Genomic DNA, 25,006 nt, shown 5'->3' with positions numbered 1-25,006 from the left:
CTCCAAAGCGGCTCAGCCGACGGGGGCGACGGCGGCGAGGTCCATCAGGTGGTCGACCAGGGCCAGCAGCAGGTCGCGGCCGAAGGCGCGCTCGCGGACGTCGCCGATCAGCATCGGGACCTGCGGGTCGAGGTCGAGCGCGGCCCGGATCTCCTCCGGGGTGCGGGTGTTGTGGTTGTGGAAGCAGTTGATCGCGACCACGAACGGGATGCCCCGGCTCTCGAAGAAGTCGATGGACGCGAAGCTGGTCTCCAGCCGCCGGGTGTCGGCGATGACGATCCCACCGAGGGCGCCGTTGACCAGGTCGTTCCACATGAACCAGAAACGTTCCTGCCCGGGCGTGCCGAACAGGTAGACCACCAGCTCGGGGCTGACGGTGATCCGGCCGAAGTCCAGGGCGACGGTGGTGGTGTCCTTCTGGTCGACGCCGGCCAGGTCGTCCACGCCGACGCTCGCCGTGGTCAGGTACTCCTCGGTGCGCAGCGGGGTGACCTCGCTGACCGAGCCGACCAGGGTGGTCTTGCCGACGCCGAAGCCGCCCGCGATCAGGATCTTGACGGCGGCAGGGGCGGCGGCGGGGGCAGCGGCGATCCCGTCAACGGAACGGCTGGAGTGGGGTGTTGCCATGTTCAAAGTCTCCGGAGTCCTTCGCGTACGGCCGTGAGCAGGCCGAGGTCCACGCCCCCGGCGGCGCGGGCCACCGAGAGCGGTGCCCGGGCCTTCAGCAGGCCCTGGGCGACCAGGTCGCCCAGCAGGATCTTGGTGACCGAGACCGGGAGGTCCAGGCCGGCCGCCACCTCGGCGACGGCTGCCGGGCGCCGGCAGCGGTCGAGGATCAGCCGGTGCTCGGGCTGGAGGCCGCGGGCACCGGCGCGGCTGCCCCGCGCCAGGGCCGCGTCGGCCTCCTCGTCGATCGTGGTGAGCACGGTGATCAGGGTGAGGTCGTCGCGCTCGGGCGCGGTCCGGCCGCGGGTGATGGTGTACGGGCGCACCATGATGCCCGTCTCGTCCTCCGCTTCCGGCTCCTCCAGCTCGCTCCAGTGCGGCACGTGCGGCACCCGGCCGCGCGCCCAGCCGTCCCCCGGCTCGCTGTACGGGCCCACTCGGCCGTCAGCCCCGGTTCCGGCTGGCGAAGACGTCGAAGGACGCCGGCGCGGCCTCGGCCCGGCTCGGGGTGGTGAGCTTCTGGCCGACCTGCTGCACCAGGGTGTGCATCGCGACGGACATCACCTCGGCGTCCACCTCCTGGGAGGCGACCACGGCCAGGTGGGTGCCCTGGGCGGCGGCGATGACGAACAGCCAGCACTCGGCGAGCTCGACGATCACCTGGTGCACCGGCCCGCCGTCGAAGAGCTGGCCGACGCCCCGGGCGAGCGACTGCTGCCCGGTGGCGACGGCGGCCAGGCGCTCGGCGTCGGCCCGCTCGATGGTGCGGGAGTGGCTGACCACGAGGCCGTCGTCGGAGAGCAGGACGGCGTTGCGCGTCCCGGGCACCGAGTCGACGAGTCCGTCCAGCAGCCAGTCCAGGTCCTGGTGGGTGGCGATCGTGCGGTTCATGGCCTGTCTTCCGTTCGTGTGGTTCGGGGTTCCGCGGCCGGCAGGGCCCAGGGGGACGCGACGGACGCGGAGGCGGGGGGACCGGCGGGCGTGCTGGGGGGAGCCGGCGGGGTGGCGGCGGCCCGGGGCAGCGGGTGCTCGCCGCTGTCCTGGGCCCGGGCGGCGCGGGACTGGCGCTGGAAGGCGCCGATGGTCGCGCCGGAGCGGCGGACCGGACGCCCGGAGCGGTCCGGCTGGTCCGCCTGGTCGAGCCGGTGGAACGGGCCGCCGACGGGCTGCGCGTCGGCCGGCTGCGCGTCGGCCGGGTCGACCCACTGCTGCCGGGGCGGCGGCGGCAGCCGCAGCTCGGCGGCCAGGCTGGCCTGGCGGACCCGCTGCGGCAGCGGAGGCTGCCCGCCCTCGACCGGGCTCACCGGCACGGCGGAGGGGTACTCACGGGGCTGCCGCCGTTCGGCCAGCCGGTAGTTGTCGGCCGGGCGGTACTGCTCGTCGGCGTACGGGGCCTCGGCCTCGGTGACCCGGGCGTAGGCGATGTCCGGGTAGGCGGGGGCGTCGGGCGGGGCGTCGTGCGCGGCCTGGGCCTGGCATGCCGGGGGCGGGTCGGCGGGGGAGCTGTGCTCGATGGGCTGCTCGTTCGCCTGCTCCTGCTGCGCCGCCTGTCCCCGCACCGCCTGCTGCTGGAAGGCGGGCTCCGGGAACGTCGACTCCTGGAACGTCGGCTTCTGGAACGCGGGCGCGACGGCCCCGACGGGCCCGAAGGAGTCCACCGGCGCGACCGGCGGCCCCACCGGCAGGGCGGGCTGCGGCGGCTCGTCGGAGGCGGAGCGCACCGCCCGGCGGGAGCGCCGGACCAGCGGGATCGGCTCGGCGGGCGCGGTGTCCGGCAGTAGCCCGGCGTCGCCGTCGATGACCAGTTCGTCCGGGACGAGCACGACCACCCGGGTGCCGCCGAAGGCCGACGGCCGGAACTCGATCTTCAGCCCGTTCAGTGCGGCGAGGCGGGCGACCACGTGGAAGCCGAGCCGGATGTCGTCGGCGCGGGCCAGCACGTCGGTGCGCGGCGGGCGGCTCATCAGCTCGTTGGCCGCGCAGTACTGCTCCGGGTCCATGCCCAGGCCCCGGTCCTCGATCTCGACCGCGAGCCCGCGTCCGACCATGCCGGCCCGGACCTCGACCGGGGTGGGCGGCTTGGAGAAGGTGGTGGCGTTCTCCATCAGCTCGGCCAGCACGTGCGCGACCGGCCCGACGGCCCGCTCGGAGAGCCACGGGTGGCCCTCGACGTCGATCATGATCCGGCGGTAGTCCTGCACCTCGCCCTGGGCGGAGCGCAGCACGTCCAGCAGTGGGACGGGCTTGCGCCAGCGCCGCTGCGGCTGGCCGCCGGCCATGATGACGAGGTTCTCCTCGTAGCGGCGCAGGCGGGCGGTGAGGTGGTCGAGGTCGAACAGGCCCTCCAGGACCTCCGGGTCCTCGTGCTTGCGCTCCAGCTCGTCCAGCTTGCGCAGCTGGCGCCCGATCAGCAGCTGGGTGCGGCGGGCGATGCGCTGGAGGAGGCGTTCGAAGCCGCGGTGCTGCTCGGCCTGCCGGACGGCGGCCTCCAGCGCGGCGGAGCGGGCCAGGTTGAGCGCCTGGCCGAGGCGGGCGAGCTCGTCGGTGCCGTTGCCGTGCGCCCCGGTGGTGACGGCGCGGGTCTCGGCCTCGACGTCGACCTGCTCGCCGCGGCCGAGGCGGTCGACCACCTCGGGCAGGGTGCGTTCCATCTCCTCGGCCTGGGTCTGCACCTCCTTGATCCGGCGGCGCAGCGAGCGGCTGATCCGCCAGGAGGCGATGACGACGGCGACCACGGTGATCAGGCCGATGACGGTGGTGAGCACGACCCGGGTGAGCAGGTCGAGGATGGTGCCCTTGCCGACCTCGACGATGGCGCTGGTGCGGGCCTCGATGGCCTTGACGAGCTGCGGGTTGAGCTGGTCGACGGCCTGGCGCCACTGGTCCTGGGCGGGCGGCAGTCTGACGGTGCCGTTGGCGTCGGCGGCGGTCGGCTTGGTGAGCTGCTGCTCGACGGCGGCCTTGGCCTGCCAGGCCGGACCGTTCATCAGGTCGTGCCAGGCGCCTGCCTCGCCGGCCGGGATGTAGGGGACGATTTGGACGGTGAACAGGTGGTCCTGGGCGCCGATCAGCTCCTGGACCTGCTGGTAGTCGGCGGTGCTGAGGCGTCCGCCGGGCCAGCCGCGGGCCAGGATGGCGTCCTCGCGGGCCAGCATCTCCTTGGCCCAGAAGGAGTTGACCAGGGTCTTGGACACCCAGGTGACCTCGCCCGCGTCGACGTGGCTGAGCGCGGTGAACAGCCGCAGGTCGACGGAGATCAGGTCGGTGTAGTAGGCGAAGACCGTCTGCTGGTCGACGGAGCCCTTGTCCACGGCGGCGCGCTCTTCGGCCAGCTTGCCCATCGCCTGCCGGGCCTCGGCGACGGCGGTGCGCACGTCGTCGGGGGCGTGGTCGGCGGTCTCGCCGGACAGTTCCTGGAACTGGCGCACCGCGTCGTCGGTCAACTGCCGCTGGTGGCGCAGCTGGTCGGTGTTGGCGCCGGGTCTGGCGAGGGCCTCGGCGCTGAGCCGGCGCTCCTCCTGGAGGTTGTAGTAGACGATGTTGGACGGCTGGCCGGCCTTCTGGGCCAGCATGCCCTGGGCGGCCTGGCGCTGGAAGTCGAAGACGGTCTCACCACTGGTCACCGCCCAGAGGGCGACCAGGGCCAGGCTGGGGACGACGGCCAGGACGAGCAGCGCCCCTCGCAGGGACAGGCGTGGCCGCCTGCGGGGGGCCTTCGGCGCCGGGGGCCGCCGATTCGCACGCGCGCGCAGAGCAGACTCCTTGGGGCTGGCGGCCGGCCGGTGAGTGGCGGGCCGTCCGGGCACGGGCTTTTGACGAGGCGATACTAGTCATATCGTGTGATTGGCGTGAATGCCCGTTCGCTGCCTGAGCGGTGCCTGCGCACCAGTTGGGCACAATGTCACCCGCACGTTGACCGTTTGTATTCGAATCAGCCAGATTCGACAGTGCTAGACATAGTGTCAACGACGCGCACTGACGCTGGATGGCCGTCGTGTGAAAACTGTGTGACGCCCCGTCCGGGGTGTGCTGCTAGGAGCTGAGCAGCCGGGAGCGGGTGGCCTCCAGCTCTGCCGCCAGCACCCGCCCCGCCGCCTCCGGGTCACCGTCGTGCAGGGCCCGGACCAGCTCCTCGTGCGAGCCGTACCCCTGGTTCGGATCAACGTCGCGCAGGCCGAACAGGCCCACCAGGGCCACCAGATGGTCCCTCAGGACCGGGGCGAACTGGGCGAAGAGGTCATCCAGGACGGGGTTGTGGGCGGCCGCCACGATCGCCGTGTGCAGCGCGATGTCCGCCGCCACGAAGCCCGCGTCGTCCGCCCTGCCCGCCGCCAGGCGCGCCGCCAGCGCGGCGTCGACAGTGACCAGGTCCGCGTCCGTCCGGCGCTCCGCGGCCAGCCGGGCGGCCTGCACCTCGACCATCGTCCGCACCTCGTAGACGTGCGCCAGCTCCGCGGCGCGCAGCCGGGTCGCCCAGTCCCCGGCGGTCGGGCGGTCGCTCGTCACGAACACCCCCGAGCCCTGCCGGCTCTGCACCATCCCGGCCGCGGCGAGGGTGCGCAGCGCCTCCCGGACGGTCGAGCGGCCGACGCCCAGCTCCTTGGCGAGCGCCACCTCGCCGGGCAGCTTGCCGCCGACGGGCCACTCGCCGGCCCTGATCTGCTCCTCGATCCGCGCGGCGGCCTGTTCGGCGAGGGGGGAGGGGCGGAGCGGGGGCATCGTCGTCACCTGTCAGGTTGTCTGAGGACTTCTGTCGTGGTTACCCTACCCGGCATGCAGTCGTGGGGGCTCCTCCTTCTTGGCGGCCGCAGCGGGGCGTGACCGGACCGGCACCCCGCTGCGGGGCGCCGTCCTGCCGGTCACCGGTACCTGCCCTGAGGAATCCTGATGGCCTTCCCGACGCTGCACGCACCCGCCGGGCCCGTCCCGGCCGACGCCCCCGCCTGGAACCCGCAACGCGGCGGCGCCATGCCCTCCCACCGCTACCGCCCCGTCCACGAACGGGTCCACGTCCCCGCCCTGCTGCGCCGCTGGCCCGGCCGACGGATCGAGCGGGCGCCGCTGTGGGTGCCCGTCGACCTGCGCGACGGCAACCAGGCGCTCGCCGAGCCGATGGACCCGGCCCGCAAGCAGCGGATGTTCGACCTGTTCCTGGCCATGGGCTTCAAGGAGATCGAGGTCGGCTACCCCTCCGCCAGCCGGACCGACTTCGATTTCGTCCGCCAACTGGCCACCACCCCCGGGGCCGTACCCGAGGACGTCACGGTGGTCGTCTTCACCGCCGCCCGGGCCGACCTCATCGACCGCACCTTCGAGGCGGTCGAGGGCCTGTCGAACGTGGTCGTCCACCTCTACACCGCGACCGCGCCGCTGTGGCGGGACGTCGTCCTCGGCAAGGAACGGGCCGAACTGCGGGCGCTGATCACGGCGGCGGCGCACCGGATGGCCCGGCTGGGGGAGGGGCGCGACGGCGTACGGTTCCAGTTCTCGCCCGAGGTGTTCAACCTGACCGAGCCGGACTACGTGCTGGAGGTCTGCAACGGCCTGAGCGAGCTGTGGGACGCCAGCCCCGACCGGCCCGTCATCCACAACCTGCCCGCGACGGTCGAGGTCGCCACGCCCAACGTGTACGCCGACCAGATCGAGTACATGGACCGCTATCTGGAGCGGCGCGACTCGGTGATCCTCTCCGTCCACCCGCACAACGACCGGGGGACGGGCGTGGCCTGCGCGGAGCTGGCCGTGCTCGCGGGCGCGCAGCGGGTGGAGGGGTGCCTGTTCGGCAACGGGGAGCGCACGGGCAACGTCGACCTGGTGACGCTGGCGCTCAACCTGCACACCCAGGGCGTCGACCCGATGCTGGACCTCTCCGACATCGACGAGATCCGCCGCACCGTCGAGCACTGCAACCGGCTGCCGGTGCACGAGCGGCACCCGTACGTCGGGGACCTGGTGCACACCGCCTTCTCGGGCACCCACCAGGACGCCATCAAGAAGGGCTTCGCGCACCACGCCGAGGTCGCCGCCGAGTCGGGTCTGCCCGAACGGGAAGCGCCCTGGTCCGTGCCGTACCTGCCGATCGACCCGGCGGACCTGGGGCGCGACTACGAGGCGGTGATCCGGGTCAACAGCCAGTCCGGCAAGGGCGGGATCGCCTACCTGCTGCAGACGGCGGAAGGGCTGGAACTGCCCCGGCGGCTGCAGATCGAGTTCGCGCGGGTCGTGCAGGAGGCGACCGACGGCAGCGGGCGGGAGGTGACGGGGGAGGAGCTGTACGGGCTGTTCCGGGCGGAGTACCTGGACGCCGCGCCCTCGGACTGGGCCTGGACGGTGGGCGACGACTGGGCCGAGGTGAACGGCCGCCGGGGCACGGGCGTCGGGCCGGTCGACGCGGTGGCGGACGCGGTGGGGGCGGAGATCCTCTCCTTCAGCGAGCACAAGGCCGGGAGCGGGCGGGATGCGGTCGCGTACGTCGAGGCGCGGGTCGGGGGTTCCGGGGGCTCCGGCGGTTCCGGCGGGGCGGTGGTGTGGGGCGTCGGGCGGGACGCCTCGGTGCTCACGGCGGGGGTACGGGCGGTGCTGAGCGCGGCCGCGCGTGCTGCGGCCGGGCGTGCTGCCGGCGGGGCAGGGAAGGCATGATGGGGCGATGACCTCCTCCCTCCCTGCCCGAAGCCTCGCGGTCGCCGAGGCGCTGGCGGCGGCCGGCGTTGCCGGTGAGATCGTCGTCCTGCCCGACTCCGCCCGGACGGCCGCCGAGGCCGCCGCCGCCCTCGGCTGCGAGGTCGGCGCGATCGCCAACAGCCTGGTGTTCAGCTGCGACGGTGAACCGCTGCTGGTGATGACCAGCGGCTCCCACCGGGTCGACACCGCCTACCTGGCTGCGCAGTTGGGCGCCGAGGCGATCGCCCGGGCCTCCGCCGCCCAGGTCCGCGAGGCCACCGGCCAGGCCATCGGCGGCGTCGCCCCCACCGGCCACCCGGCGCCGCTGCGCACGGTCGTCGACACCGCATTGCAGCGGCATGAGGTGCTGTGGGCGGCCGCCGGACACCCGCACACCGTCGTGCCGATGACGTACGAGGAACTGCTGCGGGTGACGGCCGGCACCCCGAGCACCGTGGTGGCGACGGACTGACCCAGGAGGAGGGCGGCCCGTCCATGCCGACGGGCCGCCCTCCCGCCGTTCCCGGTCCGGTTCCGCGGCGTGGCCCGGGGGAGTCAGCGCGTCCCGTCCAGGCCGTTGACCAGCAGCACCACCCCGTGCGTCGCCGCCAGCCGGTCGGCGGCGATCTCCCGGTAGTCCGGGGAGTCCGCCCACTCCCGGAACCCGGCGGTGTCCGGGAAGGCCAGCAGGACGACCTTCTGGTGCTCCCAACTCCCCTCCACCACCGCCGGGTTCTCGTCGGCGGCCAGCAGCCGCCCCCGGAAGCGGCCGAGCACCTCCAGGAAGCGGGCCTGGTAGCGGTTGTACCGGGCGCGGTCGTGGATCGTGAGCTGGGCGACGGCGTAGACGGTCATGTCAGGCCCTCCAGAGGCGGATCGTGGTGCGGAGGCCAGGGGTGGTGCAGGGCTTCACACAGGGTCTCGCGCAGGGTGGTGACGCTCTGCGTGCCGAGCTGGGCGGCGAGTTCGCCCTCCAGATCGGCGAGGATGCGGGCGGCGACCTCGCGGCGTCGAACGCCCCGGTCGGTGAGGCGAACCAGCGCGCTGCGGGGAAAGCCCGCTCCCGGTTCGGTGACGAGCAGGCGCTCGTCGGTGAGTCGGTGCACCGCCCGGTGCATGGTCTGCCGCGTCACTCCGGCGCGGCGGGCGAGTTCGGCGATGCTCAGGGCGTCGCCGTCGCGCAGGTGCGCCAACACCGTCATGTGGGCCGGGGTGGTCGGTTCGACGCCCGCCTCGTCCAGCCGGCGTGCCAGTTCCCCCTGGAACCGGCGGGCGTTCCTCAGCAGCAGGCTGAGGAGCGACAACTCCGCTTCCCCGTCATCGGGTTCGGCCATTCCTTGCTCTTTCGGCGCGTCAGCGTATCGTCTGTGTCAGCTTAGCTGACACAGGGAGGTTTCCGAATGCCTTCGCCCTCGCCGCCATGCCGCCGACCACGGCGCTCGATCGCGCCCTCGACCGTATGACCGGCCCATTTCCCATGAGTTGACGAGGAGTCATCGTGCCTGCCCTGCTCATCCTGAACTACGACGTGACCGACCCCGGGCGCCTGGACGCCTACCGCCAGGCCGCCGGCCCCGTCCTGCTCGGCCCGGACGCCGGTGAACTCCTCGCCAGCACCGACCGGACCGTCCACCTCCACGAGGGCGGCCGCCCGTCCGGCGGCACCCACACCGTCGTGCTGCGCTTCGCCGACGCCGAACAGGCCCGCGCCGTTTACGAGTCCGAGGACTACCGGGCGCTGCTGGAGGAACGCCTCGCGGCCACCGTCCCGTACACCGCGATGATCGTGCCCGCCGTTGCTGAGTCCATAGTCAGGTCTCAGTAGCCCGGACGTTTCCGCCCGGAAGGTCCGTAACGGTGTCACCAAAGCGTGAGGGCTTGGGTGTCCTGATGGCGGTCTCGCGTTTCTTCCGCTGCTGCGGTACTGCGCCACCTGCCCGCCCCGCACTCGCCGTGCGGCGGGTGCGGGTGGCGCGGGTCTTCCGCTCGGCTCCACGCGGTTTCGACGCTCGCGCGTCGGGCCACCAGAAGGCGATCGAGTACCTGGGCCTCGACATGGCGAAGCTCCGGGCCGTACGGGAGTCCGTCGCGTCGGACGTGGCCAAGGCGGAGCGGGGCGACGCGGCGGCCGCGCACCGGGCGGCGATGGACCTGCTGGACCTCGCCGAGGGAGAGGAGGCCGAGCGCCGGCTGGAGGTCGCCGCGAGGGGCGGGATCGCCGACGCCGCCTGGGAGTTGGCGCTGAGGCTGCGCGACCGGGGTGAGACCGGGCGGGCCCTGGAGCTGCTGGAGCAGGCCGGCCGGGGCGGCCGTGCGGGGGGCGCCAAGCTCGCCGGTCTCTGGCTGTACGAGGACGGCGACCCGGCGGGCGCGGTGCCGCTGCTGCGTCGGGCGGTGCAGGAGGGGGAGGAGCTGATCACCCCGATCCTCGGCGCCGCGCTCAGTGCCGCAGGCGACCTGGACGGCGCGGAGGCGGTGCTGCGTCCGGCCGCCGAGGCGGGCGACTGGCAGGCGCAGTTCAACCTGCTGTCCGTCCTCCAGCAGCAGGCGGCCCGTACCGGGGCAAAGCCGTCGGAGGAGATGTGGGACCTGCTCGGGCGGGCCTCGCTCGGTGTGCACGCGGACGCGCAGGGGCGGCTGGACGCCGGAAAGCCCGAGCAGGCCGCCGCCCTGCTGCGGGTGGCCGCCCGGGCCGGTGACCCGGCGGCGCAGCGGTCGCTGGCGAAGCTGCTGCTGGCGATGGACCCGAAGGATCCCGAGGGGCGGGAGTGGCTGAAGCACTCCGGCGGCTGGCCCTGACCGGCTGAATCGCTGGTCACGGGGCTACCGGGTGCGCCAGGATGCCGTCATGGACGCCGTATTCACCCTGGCCTGGCAGCACGCCGCCGGCCTGGTGCGCCCCGAGGACCTGCCGATGGCCGCCGCCGAGCTGCTGGCGGCGGGCGAGGACTCGCCCGCCCTGTGCGACCTCGCCGGGCGGGGTCGGGGCGAGCCGACGGCCGACCTGGAGGAGCTGCTCCGGGAGGCCTTGGAGGAGCTGGGCGTTCCGCGCCCGGACAGCGGCCTGGCCGAGCGCTGTCTGCTCCGCTCTCTGGCGGCCGGGGTGGTCGCGGGCGAGCTGACGCCCAAGGAGGCGGCCGGCAGGGCCTGGCACGGCATGGGGGAGACCGCCACCGATGTGGAGTGGCAGTTCGCCGAGGCGGTCCTCCGGATGTGCTGCTCCTCCTGTCTGGTGGAGGTGGAGACCTACAACGCCGAGGCCTTCCACGCCTGGGAGCAGGAGGTCTCGGCGGCCGCGGCCATCCTGGCGGCGGCCGCCGACAGTCCGCTCGGTTGGACGCGAAGGCGATGAGCGCCCGCCAGGCGCGGACGGTTCGACGCTACGCCGCCGATCGGGTCGCTGTGTCGATAAGCGTTGGTCCGGGGCCGTTCCGGCCGCCAGACTTCCGCTATGCGTGCGTTGATCGAGCAGATGGCGGACCGACTGGCCGAAGTCCCGGGCGTGGTGGGGGTGATGCTCGGTGGGAGCCGGGCGCGTGGTCGGCACCGGCCGGATTCGGACTGGGACCTCGGGGTCTACTACCGCGGTGAGCCGGACCTCGCCGCGCTGCGGGAGTTGGCCGGGCCGGAGGTGGAGGTGGCCGGGCCCGGCGGCTGGGGGCCGTGGGTGAACGGCGGGGCGTGGCTGCAGGTCGACGGAGTCGCCGTCGACTGGATCCTGCGGGACCTCGACCGGGTCGAGCGGGTGTGGGCGGACTGCCGGGAGGGCCGGTACGAGGTGGGCGTACAGGCCGGGCATCCGCTCGGCTTCTGGTCGCCGTGCTACGTCGGCGAGGTCGCGCTCGGGCACGTACTCGCCGATCCCGCAGGTGAGTTGGCATCGCTGAAGACGCAGACCGCCACGTACCCCGAGCCGCTGCGCGAAGCGCTGATGGCGGGCGTCTGGGAGGCGGAGTTCCTGGTCGGCGGCGCAGCCAAGGGAGCGGCGCGCGGCGACACCCTGTACGTCGCGCTCTGCCTGTCCCGGGCGGTCGGGGTGCTGGTGCAGGCGCTGTACGCGCGCAACCGGCACTGGTGCCTCAACGAGAAGGGCGCGCTCGCCGTCGCCGCACAACTGCGCGGCAAACCGCCGGGGTTCGGGATTCGGGTGCGAGGCCTGCTGGGTGCGGTGGGGGAGACCCCCGACGAGCTGACGGAGACCGTGGAGCGTGCGCGGAAGCTGGTCGAGGAGGCTGTGGCGGCGCTGCGAAGCTGATGGGGATCGATGTCACCCACTCCCCGCCACTCTCAACTTATAGCGCGCGGGGGGCCTTGCCGCAAGGCCCCGGTCGTGCCGCAGAATCTCCAACTCCAGGGCGGAGCCTGGGGGGAACGGGAGATGCGCGAGATGCGAGTTGTGTTGTCCACGTACGGGTCGCGCGGTGACGTCCAGCCGCTGGCGGGCCTCGCGGTGAAGCTGCGGGAGCTCGGCGCCGAGGTACGGGTGTGCGCGCCGCCGGACGAGGAGTTCGCGCAGCGACTGGCTGCCGTGGGGGTGGAGATGGTGCCCGTCGGGGAGTCGGTGCGGGCGGTGGTGGCGAGCGGGGCGTCCTCGACGACGGTGGACTTCCCGACGCGGGTGGCGATGCTGGTCGGGCAGTTCCACGAGGCGGTCGCCGCGACGGCCGAGCCGGGCGGCGCGGTGGTGGCGACCGGGCTGTTCCCGGCCGTGGCCGGCGCGCAGGCGGCGGCCGAGCGGGTGGGCGCCCGCTTCACGTACGTCGCGCTGCAGCCGACCATGCTGCCGTCCCCGCACCACCGGCCGTTCGAGTTCCCCAGCCAGCCGTACCCGCCGGAGCTGACCGACCACCGGGAGCTGTGGGAGTTCAACATCGGCACCATGAACGCCCTGTTCCGGGAGCAGGTCAACGCCCACCGGGCGTCGGTCGGCCTCGCGGAGGTGGAGAACGTGCGCGACCACGTGTTCACCGACCGCCCGTGGCTGGCCACCGACCCGCTGCTCGGCCCCTGGCGGCAGCCGGCCGAGCGCGAGGTCGTGCAGACCGGCGCCTGGCTGCTGCCGGACCACCGTCCGCTGCCCGCCGACCTGTCGGCGTTCCTGGCGGCGGGCGAGCCCCCGGTGTACGTGGGCTTCGGCAGCATGCCGCTGCACGGCGCGCCGGACGCCGGGCCGGTGGCGGTCGAGGCGGTACGGGCGCAGGGGCGGCGAATCGTGCTCGCCCAGGGCTGGGCGAACCTTGCGCCGGTGGACGGCGGGGACGACTGCTTCACCGTCGGCGAGGTCAACCAGCAGGCCCTGTTCGCCCGAGTCGCCGCGGTCGTCCACCACGGCGGGGCGGGGACCACGACCGCCGCGGCCGTGGCGGGGGCGCCGCAGGTCGTGGTGCCGCAGATCGTCGACCAGCCGTACTGGGCGGACCGCGTCGCCGCCCTGGGCATCGGCGCGGCCCACGACGGTCCGGCGCCGACGGTGGACTCGCTCTCGGCCGCGCTCGAGCAGACCCTGGCGCCCGGGGTCGGTGCCCGGGCGGCGGCGTTCGCCGGCGAGATCCGCACGGACGGGACGGCGGTGGCGGCGAAGCTGCTCCTCGACGCGGCGGGCTGAGTCCGGGCGGGGCGTCCACTGGCGCCGGATCCATTCTCTGACTAAGGTCAGAGAATGGATCCGGCGCAGATCGACGCATGCATCGATACCGACACCGAGGCGCAGATCGCCCAGGTGCGGAGGTTCAACCGCACCGTCACCCAGCGGGTGGGCGTCCTCCACGACCACTACCTCGGCCAGGACCGTCCCATCGGCGAGGCCCGACTGCTCTGGGAGATCGGCGAACAGGGCCAGGACGTGCGCCGGCTGCGGGAACGCCTCGGGCTCGACTCCGGGTACCTCAGCCGACTGCTGCGCTCCCTGGAGACCGACGGCCTGGTGACGGTCGAGCCGCAGCCCCGGGACAGGCGGCTGCGCACCGTCCGGCTCACCGACGCCGGCCTCGCGGAACGCGCCGCGCTCGACGCCCGGAGCGACGAGCTGGCCGCCTCCCTGCTGGAGCCGCTCAACGCCACCCAGCGGGCCCGGCTGGCCGCCGCCATGGCCGAGGTCGACCGGCTGCTGACCGCCGCGACCGTCACCCTCGACACCGTCGACCCGGACCATCCCGACGCCCGGCACTGCCTGCGCTCCTACTTCGCCGAGATCCAGGAGCGCTTCGAGACCGGCTTCGACCCGGCCCTGAGCCTGCTGCCCGACGCTGGCGAACTCCGGCCCCCGCACGGCCTGTTCCTGGTCGCCCGGCTGCACGGCGAGCCGGTCGGCTGCGCCGGCCTGAAGCTGCCGCCCGACGCCCCGAGCGAGATCAAACGCATGTGGGTCGCACCCCACGCCCGGGGCCTCGGCCTCGGCCGCCGCTTCCTCGCCGAACTCGAGACGCGAGCCGCCCGGCACGGCCGCACCGTGCTGCGCCTGGACACCAACAAGGCGCTCACCGCCGCGATCGGGCTGTACCACTCCTGCGGCTTCCAGGAGGTTCCTGCCTTCAATGACGAGCCTTACGCCCACCACTGGTTCGAGAAGCGGATCGGCTGAGCGAGTCGTTGAGCGGGAGTGGGGGGTCGGCCCTACCGACCTCCCACTCCCGCCCTGCCCACCGCGTGCCGCAGCGCGAGGTGCGTCAGCCAGGCCATGCCGAAGGTGAAGGGGGCGGCGGTGTCCTCGGCCGGGCCGGGAATGGCGGCACAGACCACCACGGCGGCCAGCGGCACCCAGACCCGAGGCAGCACCTGTCGTACAACTGGCCTACCCGGAAGGAGCTTTGACAGCAGCGGAACGGCGAACCCGGCCGCCGCCAGGGGGACCGTCAGCCCCGCGTGCTTCACCGCCTCGAACACCGTCCAGGCGAACAGGACCAACCCGAGTCCGCCCCACCCGCACCGGGCGACCCACGGAACCCGGGCACCTGCCCCCGCCGAACTCCCCTGAACCGTCACCCGTCCACCGAAACACGAGGGCGGAACGCTTCGCGTCCGACCAGGGGTGGAGTTACTCCCGGAGGAACTGGCTGCCGGAGTCAGGGAGCTTGTTGCCGTTCCTGTCGAAGTACTCCCAGAGCTTCGCCGTCTTGCCCTCCGGCCGGGCCACCACCATCTGGCGCAGCGGGGAGTCGGCGACGGTGACGAACGGCGGCTCGCTGACCGTACCGTCCGTCCAGGTCACCTTCACCCGGGCGATGTCGGGGCCGAGGGACAGCGCGACCACGTCGAGCGGGGCCACCGTGTCGTCCTTGCCCCGGTGGCCGACCAGGCCGCCGCCGATGTAGCCCCCCTCGCGGGGGTCGAGCTTGCCGGGCGACGGGGTGATGCCCGCGGCATCGTGGCTCAGACGCGCTCCGTCCACCGTGAAATAGGTGTTGATCACATCGGAGTTGGGGTCGTAGTACTGGTCGACGAACTCCTTCGTCGGCTTGCTGACCGCCGGGTCGTACGGGCTGCGCTCCTGCCACACCGCCAACGCCTGCTCATACGCCCGCTCCTTGGGCGCCACCGGCCACAGCGCCTGCCACAGCTTCCACTCCTTGCCGTCCGGCGTGGTGCCCTGTCCGAGTACCACCCGGACCGGGGTGAACGGGTCCCGCACCGCCGGGGTGGCCCGGGTGGTCGCCGAAGCCGACGGCGGGCCGCCGGTGCCGGAGCCGAGCCCGGTGCCGGCCGGGACGAGCGAGTGGGAGGCCGCCGGCTCCGGGCGCAGCTCGGCGAGCGCCCCGCCCGTCAGCACCACCGCCGAGGCCAGCGCCAGCGCGCCGACCACCGTCCGGCGACGCCGCCGGATCCGGCGCCCGCCCGCCAGGATGTCCGTCACCGGCGCCGGGCCGACCTTCGCCCCCGCCGCCGCCTCGGCCAGGCCGAGGCCGACCCACAGGTCAGCGTCCTTCTCCGCGTCCGCGTTCATGCCGCCCCTCCGATCCGTGTCGTGTCCTTGACCTCCACCAGCGCCGTGACCTGACGCAACCGCGCGATGCCCTTCGCCGCGTGGCTGCGCACCGCGCCCACCGAGCAGCCCATCGCCGTGGCCGTCTGGCTGTCGCTCAGGTCCTCCCAGTGCCGCAGCACCACAGCCTCGCGCTGACGCGGGGGCAGGGTGGCGAGCGCGGCCAGCAGCGCCCCGCGCTGGTCCGAGCGGGCGAAACCGTCCTCAACCCCGGGCGTGTCCGGCACCGCGTCCACCAGCAGCTCCGGCGGGCGGCGGCGCCAGCGCCGGGCGTGCTGGTTCACCAGGATCCGTCGCACATACGCGTACGGATCGTCCGCCCGCCGCACCTTCGGCCAGGCCGCGCAGGCCTTCTCCGCCGCGGACTGCACCAGATCCTCCGCCGCGTACTGCTCCCCGGCCAGCAGGAACGCCGTCCGCACCAGCCGGGGCCAGACCCCGACGATGAACGCCTGGAACTCCTCGTCCCGTGAACTCCTCGGCTCTCCCATGAGCACCTCCTCACCCACCCAGAGCCCGGGCGGGGCCGGAAACGCTTACTCCGCGCCGTCGCCGATCCGTAACTGCCTCGCGCCCGGCTGCCGCGCTCGTTACGATCCGCCGAATGATCATCTCTCATGACGTATCCGGAACCGGTCCCGCCGTTGTCCTCCTGCACTCCTCGGTGTGCGACCGACGGATGTGGGACCCGCAGTGGCAGGCCCTGCTCGACGCCGGCCACCGGGTGGTCCGCTGCGACTTCCGCGGCTTCGGCGACACGCCCCTCGCCGACGCCCCCTACAGCGCCGCAGCCGACGTCCTGGCCCTGCTCGACCACCTCGACATCGAGACCACCGCCCTCATCGGCGCCTCCTACGGCGGCCGCATCGCCCTGACGGTCGCGGCCCTCCGCCCGACGGCGGTGACCGCGCTCGCCCTCCTCTGCGCGGCCAAGTCCGGACACGAGCCGACCGACACCCTCCTCGCCTTCGACGCCCAGGAGGAGGAACTGCTCACGGCGGGCGACATCGAGGGCGCCGTCGAACTCAACGTCCGGACCTGGCTGGGCCCGGAGGCCGACGAGGCGACCCGTGAGCTGGTCCGCCGGATGCAGCGGCACAACTTCGAGGTGCAGCTGACGGCACAGGTCGGCCCGCAGAAGGAGGAGGTCGACCTCACTCGCATCACCGCCCCCACCCTGGCCCTCTCCGGCGCTCACGACCTCCCCGACTTCCGCCGGATCGCCGCCTCCCTGCCGACCCTGCTGCCGAACGCCCGCCACCGCGAACTGCCCTGGGCCGGCCACCTCCCCAACCTTGAGCGCCCGGCCGAGGTGACGGCGCTGCTCACCGACTTCCTGCGGGAGTCGTCGGCAGGCCGGTAGGGGCGGGTCGGAACAGGAAGTCGATCCGGTCAACTTCCTGGGCGCCACGGTGTTTCGGGTACGCCGGTGAGCAGGTCGATCTCCGCGCCCGCAGCCGTTCGGACGGTCATGGTCCCGCCGAGCGGGCCGCAGGCCGACACGTAGTCGGGCCGACGGTCGACTGCGCCGCGCGATTCGGGCGGACCGGCGAACCGGATGGTCAAGTGCTCGCCCGCGGGAAGCTCGTACAGGCTGCCCATCGGCTCGAAGACCACGGTCAGAGGTGCGCCGCCGTCCGCCGTCAGCACGACGCACTCCTCGACCAGAGGGCTCTTCCGGGTACGGGCCCTTCGTGGCCAATTGATCACCCGGCCGATTGTGGGCCACTGCCCGCCGTACTCGGCATCCGGGGTCGGGGTCGCGGTCGGGGCCGGTGGCGGTGAGCGGGGTGATGGACGGCAGCAGGAAGTCGGCCGGGCCGACTTCCTGCTCCGGGCGCTTCAGCTGACGAGTCGGGCACGGCTGTCGACGGCGCAACCGACAAGAATTCTGTCCTTGACAAATTTTCTTGTCGGCGCGACTCTGGAACCATGCTGGACGTCGCCGTCATCGAAGAGCCCGCCGCGGCCGAGGCCTCCCTGGATCCGATACGGGCCCGGATCCTCGCCGCCCTCGCCGAACCCGGTTCGGCCGCCATGCTGGCCTCCCGCCTGGGGCTGCCCCGGCAGAAGGTCAACTACCACCTGAAGGAGTTGGAGCGGCACGAGCTCGTCGAACTCGCCGAGGAACGGCGCAAGGGCAACGTCACCGAACGGGTGTACCGCGCCACCGCCGCCTCGTACGTGATCTCGCCGAGCGTCCTGGCCGCCGTGAGCCCGGACCCCTCGCGCTCGCCGGACCAGCTCTCCGCCCGCTGGCTGCTGGCGCTGGGGTCGCGGCTGGTGCAGGAGGTGGGGGCGCTGCTGACCGGGGCCTCCCGGGCCGGGAAGCGGGTCGCCACCTTCGGGATCGACGCGCAGGTGCGGTTCGCCTCGGCGGCCGACCGGGCGGCCTTCGCCGAGGAGCTGTCCCAGGCGGTGGCGGCGCTGGTCAGCCGCTACCACGACGAGTCCGCCCCCGGGGGCCGTAGCCACCGGGTGGTCGTCGGGCTCCACCAGATCCCCGCGGCGTCACCCGCGTCCCTCGACGCCGGGTCCCCCGACGCCGTGGCGTCCGACCCGGCCGAGGACGCCGGGACCGAACCGGAACAGGAGAACCCCCGATGACCCACCCGTTCGAGATCGAGCTGAAGACGACCCTGCCGGCGAGTCCGGAGGAGGTCTGGGAGGCGATCGCCACCGGACCGGGGCTCGACTCCTGGTTCATGGGCCGCAACGAACTCGACCCGCGTGAGGGCGGGGCCGCCGTCATGGACATCGGGGGCCACCGCGAGCAGGCGGTGATCACCGCCTACGAACCCGGCAAGCGCCTGGCCACCCGTACGGCCACCGGCGAGGACGGCCGGTTCATGGCCTTCGAGTACCTGGTCGAGGGGCGGGGCGGCGGTAGCACCGTGCTCCGCGTCGTCCACAGCGGACTGCTCGGCGACGACTGGCAGGACGAGTACGACGCGCTGCGCCGCGGCTGGCCGTTCCACCTCAACACGCTCCGCGAGTACCTCGCCCACTTCCAAGGGCGCACCGCCGTACCGGTGTTCGCCGCCGCGCCGTCCGGCGGGCGGGCGGAGCCGGAGGTGCGGGCGGCGCTCGCCGACGCCCTCGCGCTGCCGCTCCCGGTCACCGTGGGCACGCCGGTCCACGCCGCGCCGGCCGGTCTGCCGCCGCTGGACGGCGAGGTGGTCTGGGCGGACGACGAGCGTTTCGAGGTCCGCTCCGCCGACGCGGTCCACACCTTCCACCACGGCGGCGGCATGGTCCTGATGTTCCATCACCTGTTCGGTCCGGCACCGGAAGGCATCGACGCATCCTGGCAGCAGTGGCTGGCCGGGCTCCTCGGCTGAGCCCCGAACACGTACACCGGTAGACACGCGAGAACCGAGGAACCACTCATGCGCACCCTGATCAGCACCGCCTTCATCTCGCTCGACGGCGTCGTCGAGGGCCCCGGCGGCGAACCCGGCTACCGCAACTCCGGCTGGACCTTCAAGGACGTCGAGTTCGTCCCCGAGGCCTACGAGATCAAGGAGCGGGAGCAGCAGGAGGCCACCGCGATCCTGATGGGCCGCGTCAGCTACGAGGCGTTCAGCCCGGTGTGGCCGGACATGGCGGAGTTCGCCCGTTACAAGACGATGCCGAAGTACGTCGTCTCCACCACCCTCACCGACGACGCCCTGGTCTCCGACTGGGGTGAGACCACGATCCTGCGCTCGCTGGACGAGGTCACCGCCCTGAAGGAGACCGAGGGCGGCCCGATCATCGTCCACGGCAGCGCCACCCTGAACCAGGCCCTCTCGGACGCGGGCCTGATCGACCGCTACCACCTGCTCGTCTATCCCCTGCTGCTCGGCGCCGGCAAGCGGCTGTTCAGCAGCACGGACAAGGACACCCAGAAGCTGAAGCTGGTCGAGCACGCGGTCTACAGCAACGGCCTGCAGATGCAGGTCTTCGACGTGGTCCGCTGACGCGACCCGAAGGCAGGACCCGAAGCAGCCTTCCCCGCCCCGTCCCCCGATGCGCCCACCGCGTGGTGACTATTGGCCGGGGCGGTGAAAGGGCAGGACTCGAACGTGTGTCGGGCGCCATGATGAGGGGATGCACCTCACCTCTCACACCTCCTCGAACGGCGTCACGCAGCACCGCTTCACCCTCGACGGCGTACCCGGCGTGCTCTGGCAGCCGGACGGATCCGCCCTGGGCGCACGGCCGTTGGTGCTGCTGGGGCACGGCGGCGGGCAGCACAAGCTGGGGCCGGGGGTGGTGGAGCGGGCCCGCAGATGCGTGACTCGGTACGGGTGGGCGGCGGTGTCGCTGGACGCGCCCGGGCACGGCGAGCGGGAGCGCACCGCGCAGGACGAGCGATTCGCCACGGAGATCGGGGAGTTGCTGGCGGCCGGGCGGCCGATCAGCGCGTGGGTGGCGCGGCACACGGCGGCGCTCGCGGAGCGGGCCGTGCCCGAGTGGCGGGCGGTGCTGGACGCGCTGGACAAGGCCGCCGGCGGTCTCGGCCCGGTCGGCTACTGGGGGTTGTCGCTGGGCAGCGTGATCGGCATCCCGTTGGTCGCGGCCGAACCCCGCATCACCGCTGCGGTGTTCGGGCTGACCGGGCACGCGTCCCAGCTGGAGGCGGCGCGGCGGGTCGGGGTGCCGGTGCGGTTCGTGCTGCAGTGGGACGACGAACTCGTGCCGCGCGAGGCCGCGTTGGCGGTGTACGGCGCGCTCGGATCGGCGGAGAGGACGCTGCACGCCAATCCCGGGGGCCATCTGGCGGTGCCCGACTTCGAGCTGGACTCCTCGGAGCGGTTCCTGCTCCGGAAGCTCGGCGCGCAGGTACGTGCAGCCGACTGACGGAATCCGGCGCGAGTGCATCCCGGATCCAACATGTTTCCGACACGGCGGCACCCTGTTTCACAGGATTCCCACAGTTCGGGGTGTCCGTATCGCCGGGGTGGGGGGAATTTGTCGCGGATTGGTTGACATGGGCACATTCCGAGGCATGTTACCTGGAAGTAAAACTTCGCAAAGAATTACCCTCTCCAGTCGCTCCTCGGGGGCGAGTCTTCAACAGAATGTTGCAGCTCAGCGGCCTGTCGGTCACTCACGGTTGATTTGGCGTAACGCCATGCGCCTATCCCGATCGGCAATCCGCGGGAGTACGGTTCCCAATGAATCGCCGAACGGGCTCCCGAGCAATCTCCCGAGCCCCCTCGGCCGTACCGGGAATTGGTGCGCTGCATGGCTCAACAAAAGGATGGGGAAGGTGTCTTCGGTGAAACCTTCGAGGGTGCCGCCGAGGTTGCCCGTCCGATATCCGTCAAGTTAGTCGTCGAAGTCCTGCGTGGTGTCGCCCAGGTCGATCTCATGCCGTCCGCCGTGTGCGGACTCCTCTTCGCCGCCGCAGTGACCCCGGCGCGCGGCGCGATGTCCGCGCCCTTCGGCGGCCACGCCTTCACCTGGCCGTTCGTCCTGACCACCATGCTGTTCCTGGCAGCGGTACCGGCGATTCCCCGGCTGCGTCGGGTCTGAGCGCGGCGGCGCCGAGCCCGATTCTCCACTGTCCAACTCCCTTGCATTTCATCGGATTCTCGGAAAGGACGAGTGATTCCCGTGAATCTCTCCCCGCGTGAGATGGACAAGCTCTACATCTACGTCGTGGCCGATCTGGCCCGTAAACGCCGCGACCGCGGCGTCAAGCTCAACTACAGCGAGGCCTGCGCCCTGATCAGCGAGGCGATCATGGAGGGCGCCCGGGACGGCCGCACCGTCGCCGAGTGCATGGAGATCGGCAAGCAGGTCGTCAGCGGTGCGGACGTCATGCCCGGAGTGCGCGAGATGCTGCCGCTGCTCCAGGTCGAGGCGGCGTTCCTGGACGGCACCAAGCTGGTCTCCTGCCACGACCCGGTGGGTGCCTGAGCCATGACCGCACGACAGGCCCCCGGGATCGGGCCCGCCACCGTCGTGCTGGCCGGCGGCCACGAGAGCGACGGCGGCCGCGACCTGGCCGCCCTGGTGGAGCACCGATCCACGCCGACCGGGCCCGCGGTGCACGCCGTCGCCGCCGCGGGCCGACCACTCGTCGAGGCCGTACGGTCGGCGCTGGCGGCCACCGCCGGACCGGTGTGCGTCGTGCCGATGACGCTCGGACGCGACCCCGGGCTGGTCGCCGACACCGCCCGCGCCCTGCGCTGGCTGGCGGCCGACCAGGGCCGGGGACGGCTCGCGCTCACCGCCCCCTTCGGCGCCGCCGAGCACCTGATCGGCTGGCTGCGCGCCGCGGCCGGAGTCGGCGGCGAGGGCGCCGTACTGGTCACCGCCCCGGCGGCCGGCCCCTTCGAGGACGCCGAACTGTTCCGGATCGCCCGCCTGGTCCGCCAGTACGGGCGCCACCGCTGGGTCGAGGTGGCCCTCGCGGGCGGCGATCCGGACCCCGCCGAGGGCGCCGAGCGCTGCCGCCTGCTCGGGGCGGCGGAGGTGACGGCCGTCCCGGCCTCCTTCGGTCCGGCGCTGCGCACCGCCCTGTCCGGCGTACGGGACGGCGGGCCGCTGCTGCGGCCGTCCGCGATCGCCGGGGTGGTCGTGGCCCGGACGTCGGCGGCGCTGCACCTGCTCGGCCACGGCGAGGACGGCATCGCGGCCGGCCTCGACGCCGAGCACGGGCACGGCTACGCGCACAGCCACGGGCCCGGCGAGGCGCACTCCCACGGCCACCACCACGGCCACCTCCACACGCACCAACACCCCCACGCCCGGGCACACACCCCCGCGCACACCCCCCACTGAACCGGCAGAGAGGTAGGTCAGCCATGTCTGGTGGCGCCAAGTACCTGTACGGCGACGATCCGGTGGAGATCAACGCCGGCCGCGCCAAGGCCGTCATCACGGTCAGCAACACGGGCGACCGGGCGATCCAGGTCGGTTCCCACTACCACTTCTTCGAGGCCAACCGCGCCCTCGACTTCGACCGCAACGCGGCCTTCGGCAAGCACCTCGACATCCCGGCGGGCACCGCCGTCCGCTTCGAGCCCGGCGACACCAAGGACGTCACGCTCGCCGAGTTCGGCGGCCACCGCCGCCTGGTCGGCTTCAGCAACCTCGTGGACGGCGGCACCACCGCGCCCGCCACGCGCGCCCGCGCCATCGACCGGGCGATCGCCCTCGGCTTCAAGGGCACCAACCTCGACCTCAAGGAAGACGACCCCCGCGCGGACTTCCACGTCGAGAGCCGCGAGAACCGCAAGGAAGGCGACCGCTGATGGCCATCCTGTCCCGCAAGCAGTACACCGACCTCTTCGGCCCCACCGTCGGCGACCGCTTCCACCTCGCCGACACCAACCTGGTGGTCGAGATCGAGCAGGACCACAACCAGGGCCACTACGGCGACGAGGCCGTCTACGGCGGCGGCAAGGGCATCCGCGACGGCATGGCCCAGGACCCGGCCGCCACCTCCGTGCAGGGCGCGCTCGACCTGGTCATCACCAACGTGATCGTCATGGATCCGGTGCTCGGCGTGGTCAAGGGCGACATCGGCGTCAAGGACGGCTTCATCGCAGCCGTCGGCAAGGCCGGGAACCCGCACACCCAGAGCGGGGTGCACCCCCGGCTGGTGATCGGCCCCGGCACCGAGGTGATCTCCGGCGAGCACCTGATCGCCACCGCGGGCGGCATCGACACCCACATCCACTTCATCGCCCCGCAGCAGGTCCAGGAGGCGCTGAGCAACGGCATCACCACCCTGATCGGCGGCGGCACCGGCCCGTCCGACGGCACCAACGGCACCACCTGCACCCCCGGCCCGTGGAACATCGGGCGGATGTACCAGGCGGTCGAGGACCTCCCGGTCAACGTCGGCCTGCTCGGCAAGGGCAACGGCTCGCTGCCGGGCGCGTTGCGCGAACAGGTCGAGGCGGGCGTGTGCGGCCTCAAGGTGCACGAGGACTGGGGCAGCACCCCGGCCGCGATCGACAGCGCGCTGGGCGTCGCCGACGAGTACGACGTGCAGGTGGCCATCCACACCGACACCCTGAACGAGTCCGGCTACTTCGAGGACACCCTCTCCGCGATCGACGGCCGCACCATCCACACCTTCCACACCGAGGGCGCGGGCGGCGGCCACGCCCCCGACATCATGCGGATCGCCGGCGAGCCCAACGTGCTGCCGTCCTCCACCAACCCGACGCTGCCCTACACCGTCAACTCGGTGGACGAGCTGCTGGACATGGTGATGGTCTGCCACCACCTCAGCCACGACATCCCCGAGGACGTCTCCTTCGCCGACTCCCGGGTGCGCGCCGAGACCATCGCCGCCGAGACCGTGCTGCACGACGAGGGCGTGATCTCGATCTTCTCCTCCGACTCGCAGGCCATGGGCCGGATCGGGGAGTCCTTCACCCGCGCCTTCCAGACCGCCCACCACTGCAAGGAGCAGCGCGGCAAGCTGGCCGGCGACACCGAGCGCAACGACAACTTCCGCGTCCTGCGCTACCTCGCCAAGCTCACCATCAACCCGGCCGTCGCCTCCGGCACCGCCGACCACATCGGCTCGCTGGAGCCCGGCAAGCTGGCCGACATCGTGCTCTGGCCGATCAACTCCTTCGCCGCCAAACCCAAGATGGTCATCAAGGGCGGCGTGATCAACTGGGCCCTGATGGGCGACCCGAACGCCTCGCTGCCCACCCCGCAGCCGGTCTACTACCGCCCGATGTTCGGCGCGTACGGGCGGGCCAAGCAGGCCACCCGGGTCTCGTTCATGTCCCAGGCCGCCGTTGACCTCGGCGTTCCGGCCCGACTCGGGCTGGACAGCCGGGTGTTGCCGGTGCGGCGGTGCCGCTCGGTGGGCAAGCAGCACATGGTGCGCAACGACGCGTTGCCGAAGATCGCGGTCGACCCGGAGACGTACAAGGTCACCCTGGACGGCGAACCGGCCACCATCGAGCCCGCCCGCGAGCTGCCGCTCAACCACCTGTTCTACCTCGCATGAGCGCCGCCTCTGCCTCGGCAACGGCCTCGGGTAACGGCCTGGACGCCCTGCTGGTCAGCCTCCAGCTGACCGACTCCGCGTTCCCCAGCGGCTTCTACACCCTCTCGCACGGTCTGGAGGGCTACGCCCAGGCCAAGGCCGTCACCCCGGACACCATGCCCGAGCTGCTGGCCGACCTGCTGCGGCACGGCGTCGGACCGTCCGACGCCACGGCGCTGGCGCTGGCCCACCGGGCCGCCTCGGCCGGGGACTGGGAGCTGCTGGCCGAGACCGACCAGCGGCTGCACGCCACCAAGCTCAACCGCGAGCTGCGGCTTGCCGCCACCCGCACCGGGCGCCAACTCCTGGACATCGCCCGGGAGTCGGTGGGCGGCGAGCCGCTGGAGCGGTACGCCGAACTGGTGGCCGCCAAGCAAGCCCCCGGCTGCCAGGCGGTGGCGGCCGGGGTCGCCTACGCCTCGGCCGCCGTCCCCGTCGAACAGGCCGTCGCCGGCGACCTGTTCGCCTTCTGCGCCAGCTTCGTAGGCGCCGCGCTGCGGCTGCGGCTGACCGACCACCGCAGGGCGCAGGTGGTGCTGCGGGCGGCGGCGCCGGTGATCCGGGAGGTGGTGGCGGCCGCCCTGGTGCGGGAGTCGGCGGACCTGGGCGGCTGCGTACCGGTCGCGGACGCGATGTCCGGACGCCACGAGCGGGCCGAGGCCCGGCTGTTCGCGAGCTGAAGACACCTA

Annotated in this window: 30 protein-coding genes; 19 read left to right on the top strand and 11 right to left on the bottom strand. The window is 72.8% G+C overall.

Annotated features, from left to right (window positions below; genetic code table 11):
• Positions 1 to 12: 12 nt before the first annotated feature.
• The 5 genes from ACFQ87_RS07450 to ACFQ87_RS07430 form a co-directional block, all read right to left on the bottom strand.
• Positions 13 to 627, bottom strand: a complete 615-nt coding sequence (locus ACFQ87_RS07450) for an ATP/GTP-binding protein (protein WP_380609618.1) — start codon at positions 625 to 627, stop codon at positions 13 to 15.
• Positions 628 to 629: 2 nt separating this feature from the next.
• The gene (locus tag ACFQ87_RS07445) at positions 630 to 995 is read right to left on the bottom strand and encodes a DUF742 domain-containing protein (protein ID WP_380609690.1); all 366 of its coding nucleotides are present in this window, start codon (positions 993 to 995) and stop codon (positions 630 to 632) included.
• A gap of 115 nt (positions 996 to 1,110) precedes the next feature.
• Positions 1,111 to 1,557, bottom strand: a complete 447-nt coding sequence (locus ACFQ87_RS07440) for a roadblock/LC7 domain-containing protein (protein ID WP_380609617.1) — start codon at positions 1,555 to 1,557, stop codon at positions 1,111 to 1,113.
• Positions 1,554 to 4,289, bottom strand: coding sequence for a nitrate- and nitrite sensing domain-containing protein (locus ACFQ87_RS07435; RefSeq protein WP_380609616.1), 2,736 nt, complete (start codon positions 4,287 to 4,289; stop codon positions 1,554 to 1,556). Before ACFQ87_RS07435 ends, ACFQ87_RS07440 begins: the two co-directional genes overlap by 4 nt.
• A gap of 409 nt (positions 4,290 to 4,698) precedes the next feature.
• Positions 4,699 to 5,385 (bottom strand): FadR/GntR family transcriptional regulator, encoded by a 687-nt coding sequence (locus ACFQ87_RS07430; RefSeq protein ID WP_380609689.1) that lies wholly within the window; start codon positions 5,383 to 5,385, stop codon positions 4,699 to 4,701.
• 168 nt (positions 5,386 to 5,553) lie between these two features.
• Here ACFQ87_RS07430 and ACFQ87_RS07425 point away from each other — a divergent pair, with 168 nt between their 5' ends.
• Complete coding sequence (locus ACFQ87_RS07425; protein WP_380609615.1) at positions 5,554 to 7,305, top strand: 2-isopropylmalate synthase; 1,752 nt, start codon at positions 5,554 to 5,556, stop codon at positions 7,303 to 7,305.
• A gap of 7 nt (positions 7,306 to 7,312) precedes the next feature.
• Positions 7,313 to 7,798 (top strand): YbaK/EbsC family protein, encoded by a 486-nt coding sequence (locus ACFQ87_RS07420; RefSeq protein ID WP_380609614.1) that lies wholly within the window; start codon positions 7,313 to 7,315, stop codon positions 7,796 to 7,798.
• Positions 7,799 to 7,881: 83 nt separating this feature from the next.
• Here ACFQ87_RS07420 and ACFQ87_RS07415 read toward each other — a convergent pair whose 3' ends face one another.
• Both ACFQ87_RS07415 and ACFQ87_RS07410 read right to left on the bottom strand, forming a co-directional pair.
• A complete protein-coding gene (locus ACFQ87_RS07415) occupies positions 7,882 to 8,181 on the bottom strand; it encodes a DUF1330 domain-containing protein (protein ID WP_380609613.1) in 300 nt (99 codons plus the stop codon).
• Positions 8,178 to 8,660: a MarR family winged helix-turn-helix transcriptional regulator gene (locus ACFQ87_RS07410; protein WP_380609612.1), complete on the bottom strand. Its 483-nt coding sequence runs from the start codon at positions 8,658 to 8,660 to the stop codon at positions 8,178 to 8,180. Before ACFQ87_RS07410 ends, ACFQ87_RS07415 begins: the two co-directional genes overlap by 4 nt.
• Before the next feature lie 164 nt (positions 8,661 to 8,824).
• On the opposite strand from ACFQ87_RS07410, the gene ACFQ87_RS07405 reads away from it, so the two are divergent.
• The 6 genes from ACFQ87_RS07405 (at position 8,825) to ACFQ87_RS07380 (ending at position 13,906) form a co-directional block, all read left to right on the top strand.
• Positions 8,825 to 9,151: a DUF1330 domain-containing protein gene (locus ACFQ87_RS07405; protein ID WP_380609611.1), complete on the top strand. Its 327-nt coding sequence runs from the start codon at positions 8,825 to 8,827 to the stop codon at positions 9,149 to 9,151.
• Positions 9,152 to 9,216: 65 nt separating this feature from the next.
• On the top strand, positions 9,217 to 10,125 hold the full coding sequence (locus ACFQ87_RS07400) for a hypothetical protein (RefSeq protein WP_380609610.1): 909 nt from the start codon (positions 9,217 to 9,219) through the stop codon (positions 10,123 to 10,125).
• Between the two features lie 49 nt (positions 10,126 to 10,174).
• Positions 10,175 to 10,678, top strand: coding sequence for a hypothetical protein (locus ACFQ87_RS07395; RefSeq protein WP_380609609.1), 504 nt, complete (start codon positions 10,175 to 10,177; stop codon positions 10,676 to 10,678).
• Positions 10,679 to 10,777: 99 nt separating this feature from the next.
• The gene (locus tag ACFQ87_RS07390; protein WP_380609608.1) at positions 10,778 to 11,581 is read left to right on the top strand and encodes a nucleotidyltransferase domain-containing protein; all 804 of its coding nucleotides are present in this window, start codon (positions 10,778 to 10,780) and stop codon (positions 11,579 to 11,581) included.
• A gap of 132 nt (positions 11,582 to 11,713) precedes the next feature.
• Positions 11,714 to 12,931: a glycosyltransferase gene (locus ACFQ87_RS07385; protein WP_380609607.1), complete on the top strand. Its 1,218-nt coding sequence runs from the start codon at positions 11,714 to 11,716 to the stop codon at positions 12,929 to 12,931.
• Between the two features lie 54 nt (positions 12,932 to 12,985).
• Positions 12,986 to 13,906, top strand: coding sequence for a GNAT family N-acetyltransferase (locus ACFQ87_RS07380; RefSeq protein ID WP_380609606.1), 921 nt, complete (start codon positions 12,986 to 12,988; stop codon positions 13,904 to 13,906).
• 32 nt (positions 13,907 to 13,938) lie between these two features.
• Here ACFQ87_RS07380 and ACFQ87_RS07375 read toward each other — a convergent pair whose 3' ends face one another.
• The 3 genes from ACFQ87_RS07375 to ACFQ87_RS07365 form a co-directional block, all read right to left on the bottom strand.
• Complete coding sequence (locus tag ACFQ87_RS07375; protein WP_380609605.1) at positions 13,939 to 14,229, bottom strand: hypothetical protein; 291 nt, start codon at positions 14,227 to 14,229, stop codon at positions 13,939 to 13,941.
• A gap of 130 nt (positions 14,230 to 14,359) precedes the next feature.
• Complete coding sequence (locus ACFQ87_RS07370; RefSeq protein WP_380609604.1) at positions 14,360 to 15,265, bottom strand: hypothetical protein; 906 nt, start codon at positions 15,263 to 15,265, stop codon at positions 14,360 to 14,362.
• On the bottom strand, positions 15,262 to 15,795 hold the full coding sequence (locus ACFQ87_RS07365; protein ID WP_380609603.1) for a SigE family RNA polymerase sigma factor: 534 nt from the start codon (positions 15,793 to 15,795) through the stop codon (positions 15,262 to 15,264). Before ACFQ87_RS07365 ends, ACFQ87_RS07370 begins: the two co-directional genes overlap by 4 nt.
• A gap of 113 nt (positions 15,796 to 15,908) precedes the next feature.
• Between ACFQ87_RS07365 and ACFQ87_RS07360 the strand changes: the two genes are divergently transcribed.
• Positions 15,909 to 16,667: an alpha/beta fold hydrolase gene (locus ACFQ87_RS07360; protein ID WP_380609602.1), complete on the top strand. Its 759-nt coding sequence runs from the start codon at positions 15,909 to 15,911 to the stop codon at positions 16,665 to 16,667.
• Positions 16,668 to 16,696: 29 nt separating this feature from the next.
• Here ACFQ87_RS07360 and ACFQ87_RS07355 read toward each other — a convergent pair whose 3' ends face one another.
• Positions 16,697 to 16,954: a hypothetical protein gene (locus ACFQ87_RS07355; RefSeq protein ID WP_380609601.1), complete on the bottom strand. Its 258-nt coding sequence runs from the start codon at positions 16,952 to 16,954 to the stop codon at positions 16,697 to 16,699.
• Between the two features lie 282 nt (positions 16,955 to 17,236).
• Here ACFQ87_RS07355 and ACFQ87_RS07350 point away from each other — a divergent pair, with 282 nt between their 5' ends.
• The 10 genes from ACFQ87_RS07350 (at position 17,237) to ACFQ87_RS07305 (ending at position 24,997) form a co-directional block, all read left to right on the top strand.
• Positions 17,237 to 17,911 carry an ArsR/SmtB family transcription factor gene (locus tag ACFQ87_RS07350; protein WP_380609600.1) on the top strand — a complete coding sequence of 225 codons (675 nt, stop codon included), beginning with the start codon at positions 17,237 to 17,239 and terminating at the stop codon, positions 17,909 to 17,911.
• Positions 17,908 to 18,645, top strand: coding sequence for an SRPBCC domain-containing protein (locus ACFQ87_RS07345; RefSeq protein ID WP_380609599.1), 738 nt, complete (start codon positions 17,908 to 17,910; stop codon positions 18,643 to 18,645). Before ACFQ87_RS07350 ends, ACFQ87_RS07345 begins: the two co-directional genes overlap by 4 nt.
• 48 nt (positions 18,646 to 18,693) lie before the next feature.
• Positions 18,694 to 19,266 carry a dihydrofolate reductase family protein gene (locus ACFQ87_RS07340; protein WP_380609598.1) on the top strand — a complete coding sequence of 191 codons (573 nt, stop codon included), beginning with the start codon at positions 18,694 to 18,696 and terminating at the stop codon, positions 19,264 to 19,266.
• Positions 19,267 to 19,396: 130 nt separating this feature from the next.
• On the top strand, positions 19,397 to 20,149 hold the full coding sequence (locus ACFQ87_RS07335) for a dienelactone hydrolase family protein (RefSeq protein ID WP_380609597.1): 753 nt from the start codon (positions 19,397 to 19,399) through the stop codon (positions 20,147 to 20,149).
• 387 nt (positions 20,150 to 20,536) lie between these two features.
• Positions 20,537 to 20,827 (top strand): hypothetical protein, encoded by a 291-nt coding sequence (locus tag ACFQ87_RS07330; RefSeq protein ID WP_380609596.1) that lies wholly within the window; start codon positions 20,537 to 20,539, stop codon positions 20,825 to 20,827.
• An 81-nt stretch (positions 20,828 to 20,908) separates the two neighbouring features.
• The gene (locus ACFQ87_RS07325) at positions 20,909 to 21,214 is read left to right on the top strand and encodes an urease subunit gamma (protein WP_316524538.1); all 306 of its coding nucleotides are present in this window, start codon (positions 20,909 to 20,911) and stop codon (positions 21,212 to 21,214) included.
• A 3-nt stretch (positions 21,215 to 21,217) separates the two neighbouring features.
• Complete coding sequence (locus tag ACFQ87_RS07320; protein WP_380609595.1) at positions 21,218 to 22,081, top strand: cobalamin biosynthesis protein CbiX; 864 nt, start codon at positions 21,218 to 21,220, stop codon at positions 22,079 to 22,081.
• A 23-nt stretch (positions 22,082 to 22,104) separates the two neighbouring features.
• Entirely contained in the window at positions 22,105 to 22,554 is a 450-nt protein-coding gene (locus ACFQ87_RS07315) for an urease subunit beta (protein WP_380609594.1), read from the top strand.
• Entirely contained in the window at positions 22,554 to 24,278 is a 1,725-nt protein-coding gene (ureC, locus tag ACFQ87_RS07310; protein ID WP_380609593.1) for an urease subunit alpha, read from the top strand. Before ACFQ87_RS07315 ends, ureC begins: the two co-directional genes overlap by 1 nt.
• The gene (locus tag ACFQ87_RS07305) at positions 24,275 to 24,997 is read left to right on the top strand and encodes an urease accessory protein UreF (protein WP_380609592.1); all 723 of its coding nucleotides are present in this window, start codon (positions 24,275 to 24,277) and stop codon (positions 24,995 to 24,997) included. Before ureC ends, ACFQ87_RS07305 begins: the two co-directional genes overlap by 4 nt.
• Positions 24,998 to 25,006 lie beyond the last annotated feature (9 nt).

The organism is Kitasatospora sp. NPDC056531 (assembly GCF_042794375.1).
Lineage (GTDB): Bacteria > Actinomycetota > Actinomycetes > Streptomycetales > Streptomycetaceae > Kitasatospora.
Note: the sequence above shows the minus strand (reverse complement) of the source record. Positions and strands in the feature narration are given on the sequence as shown.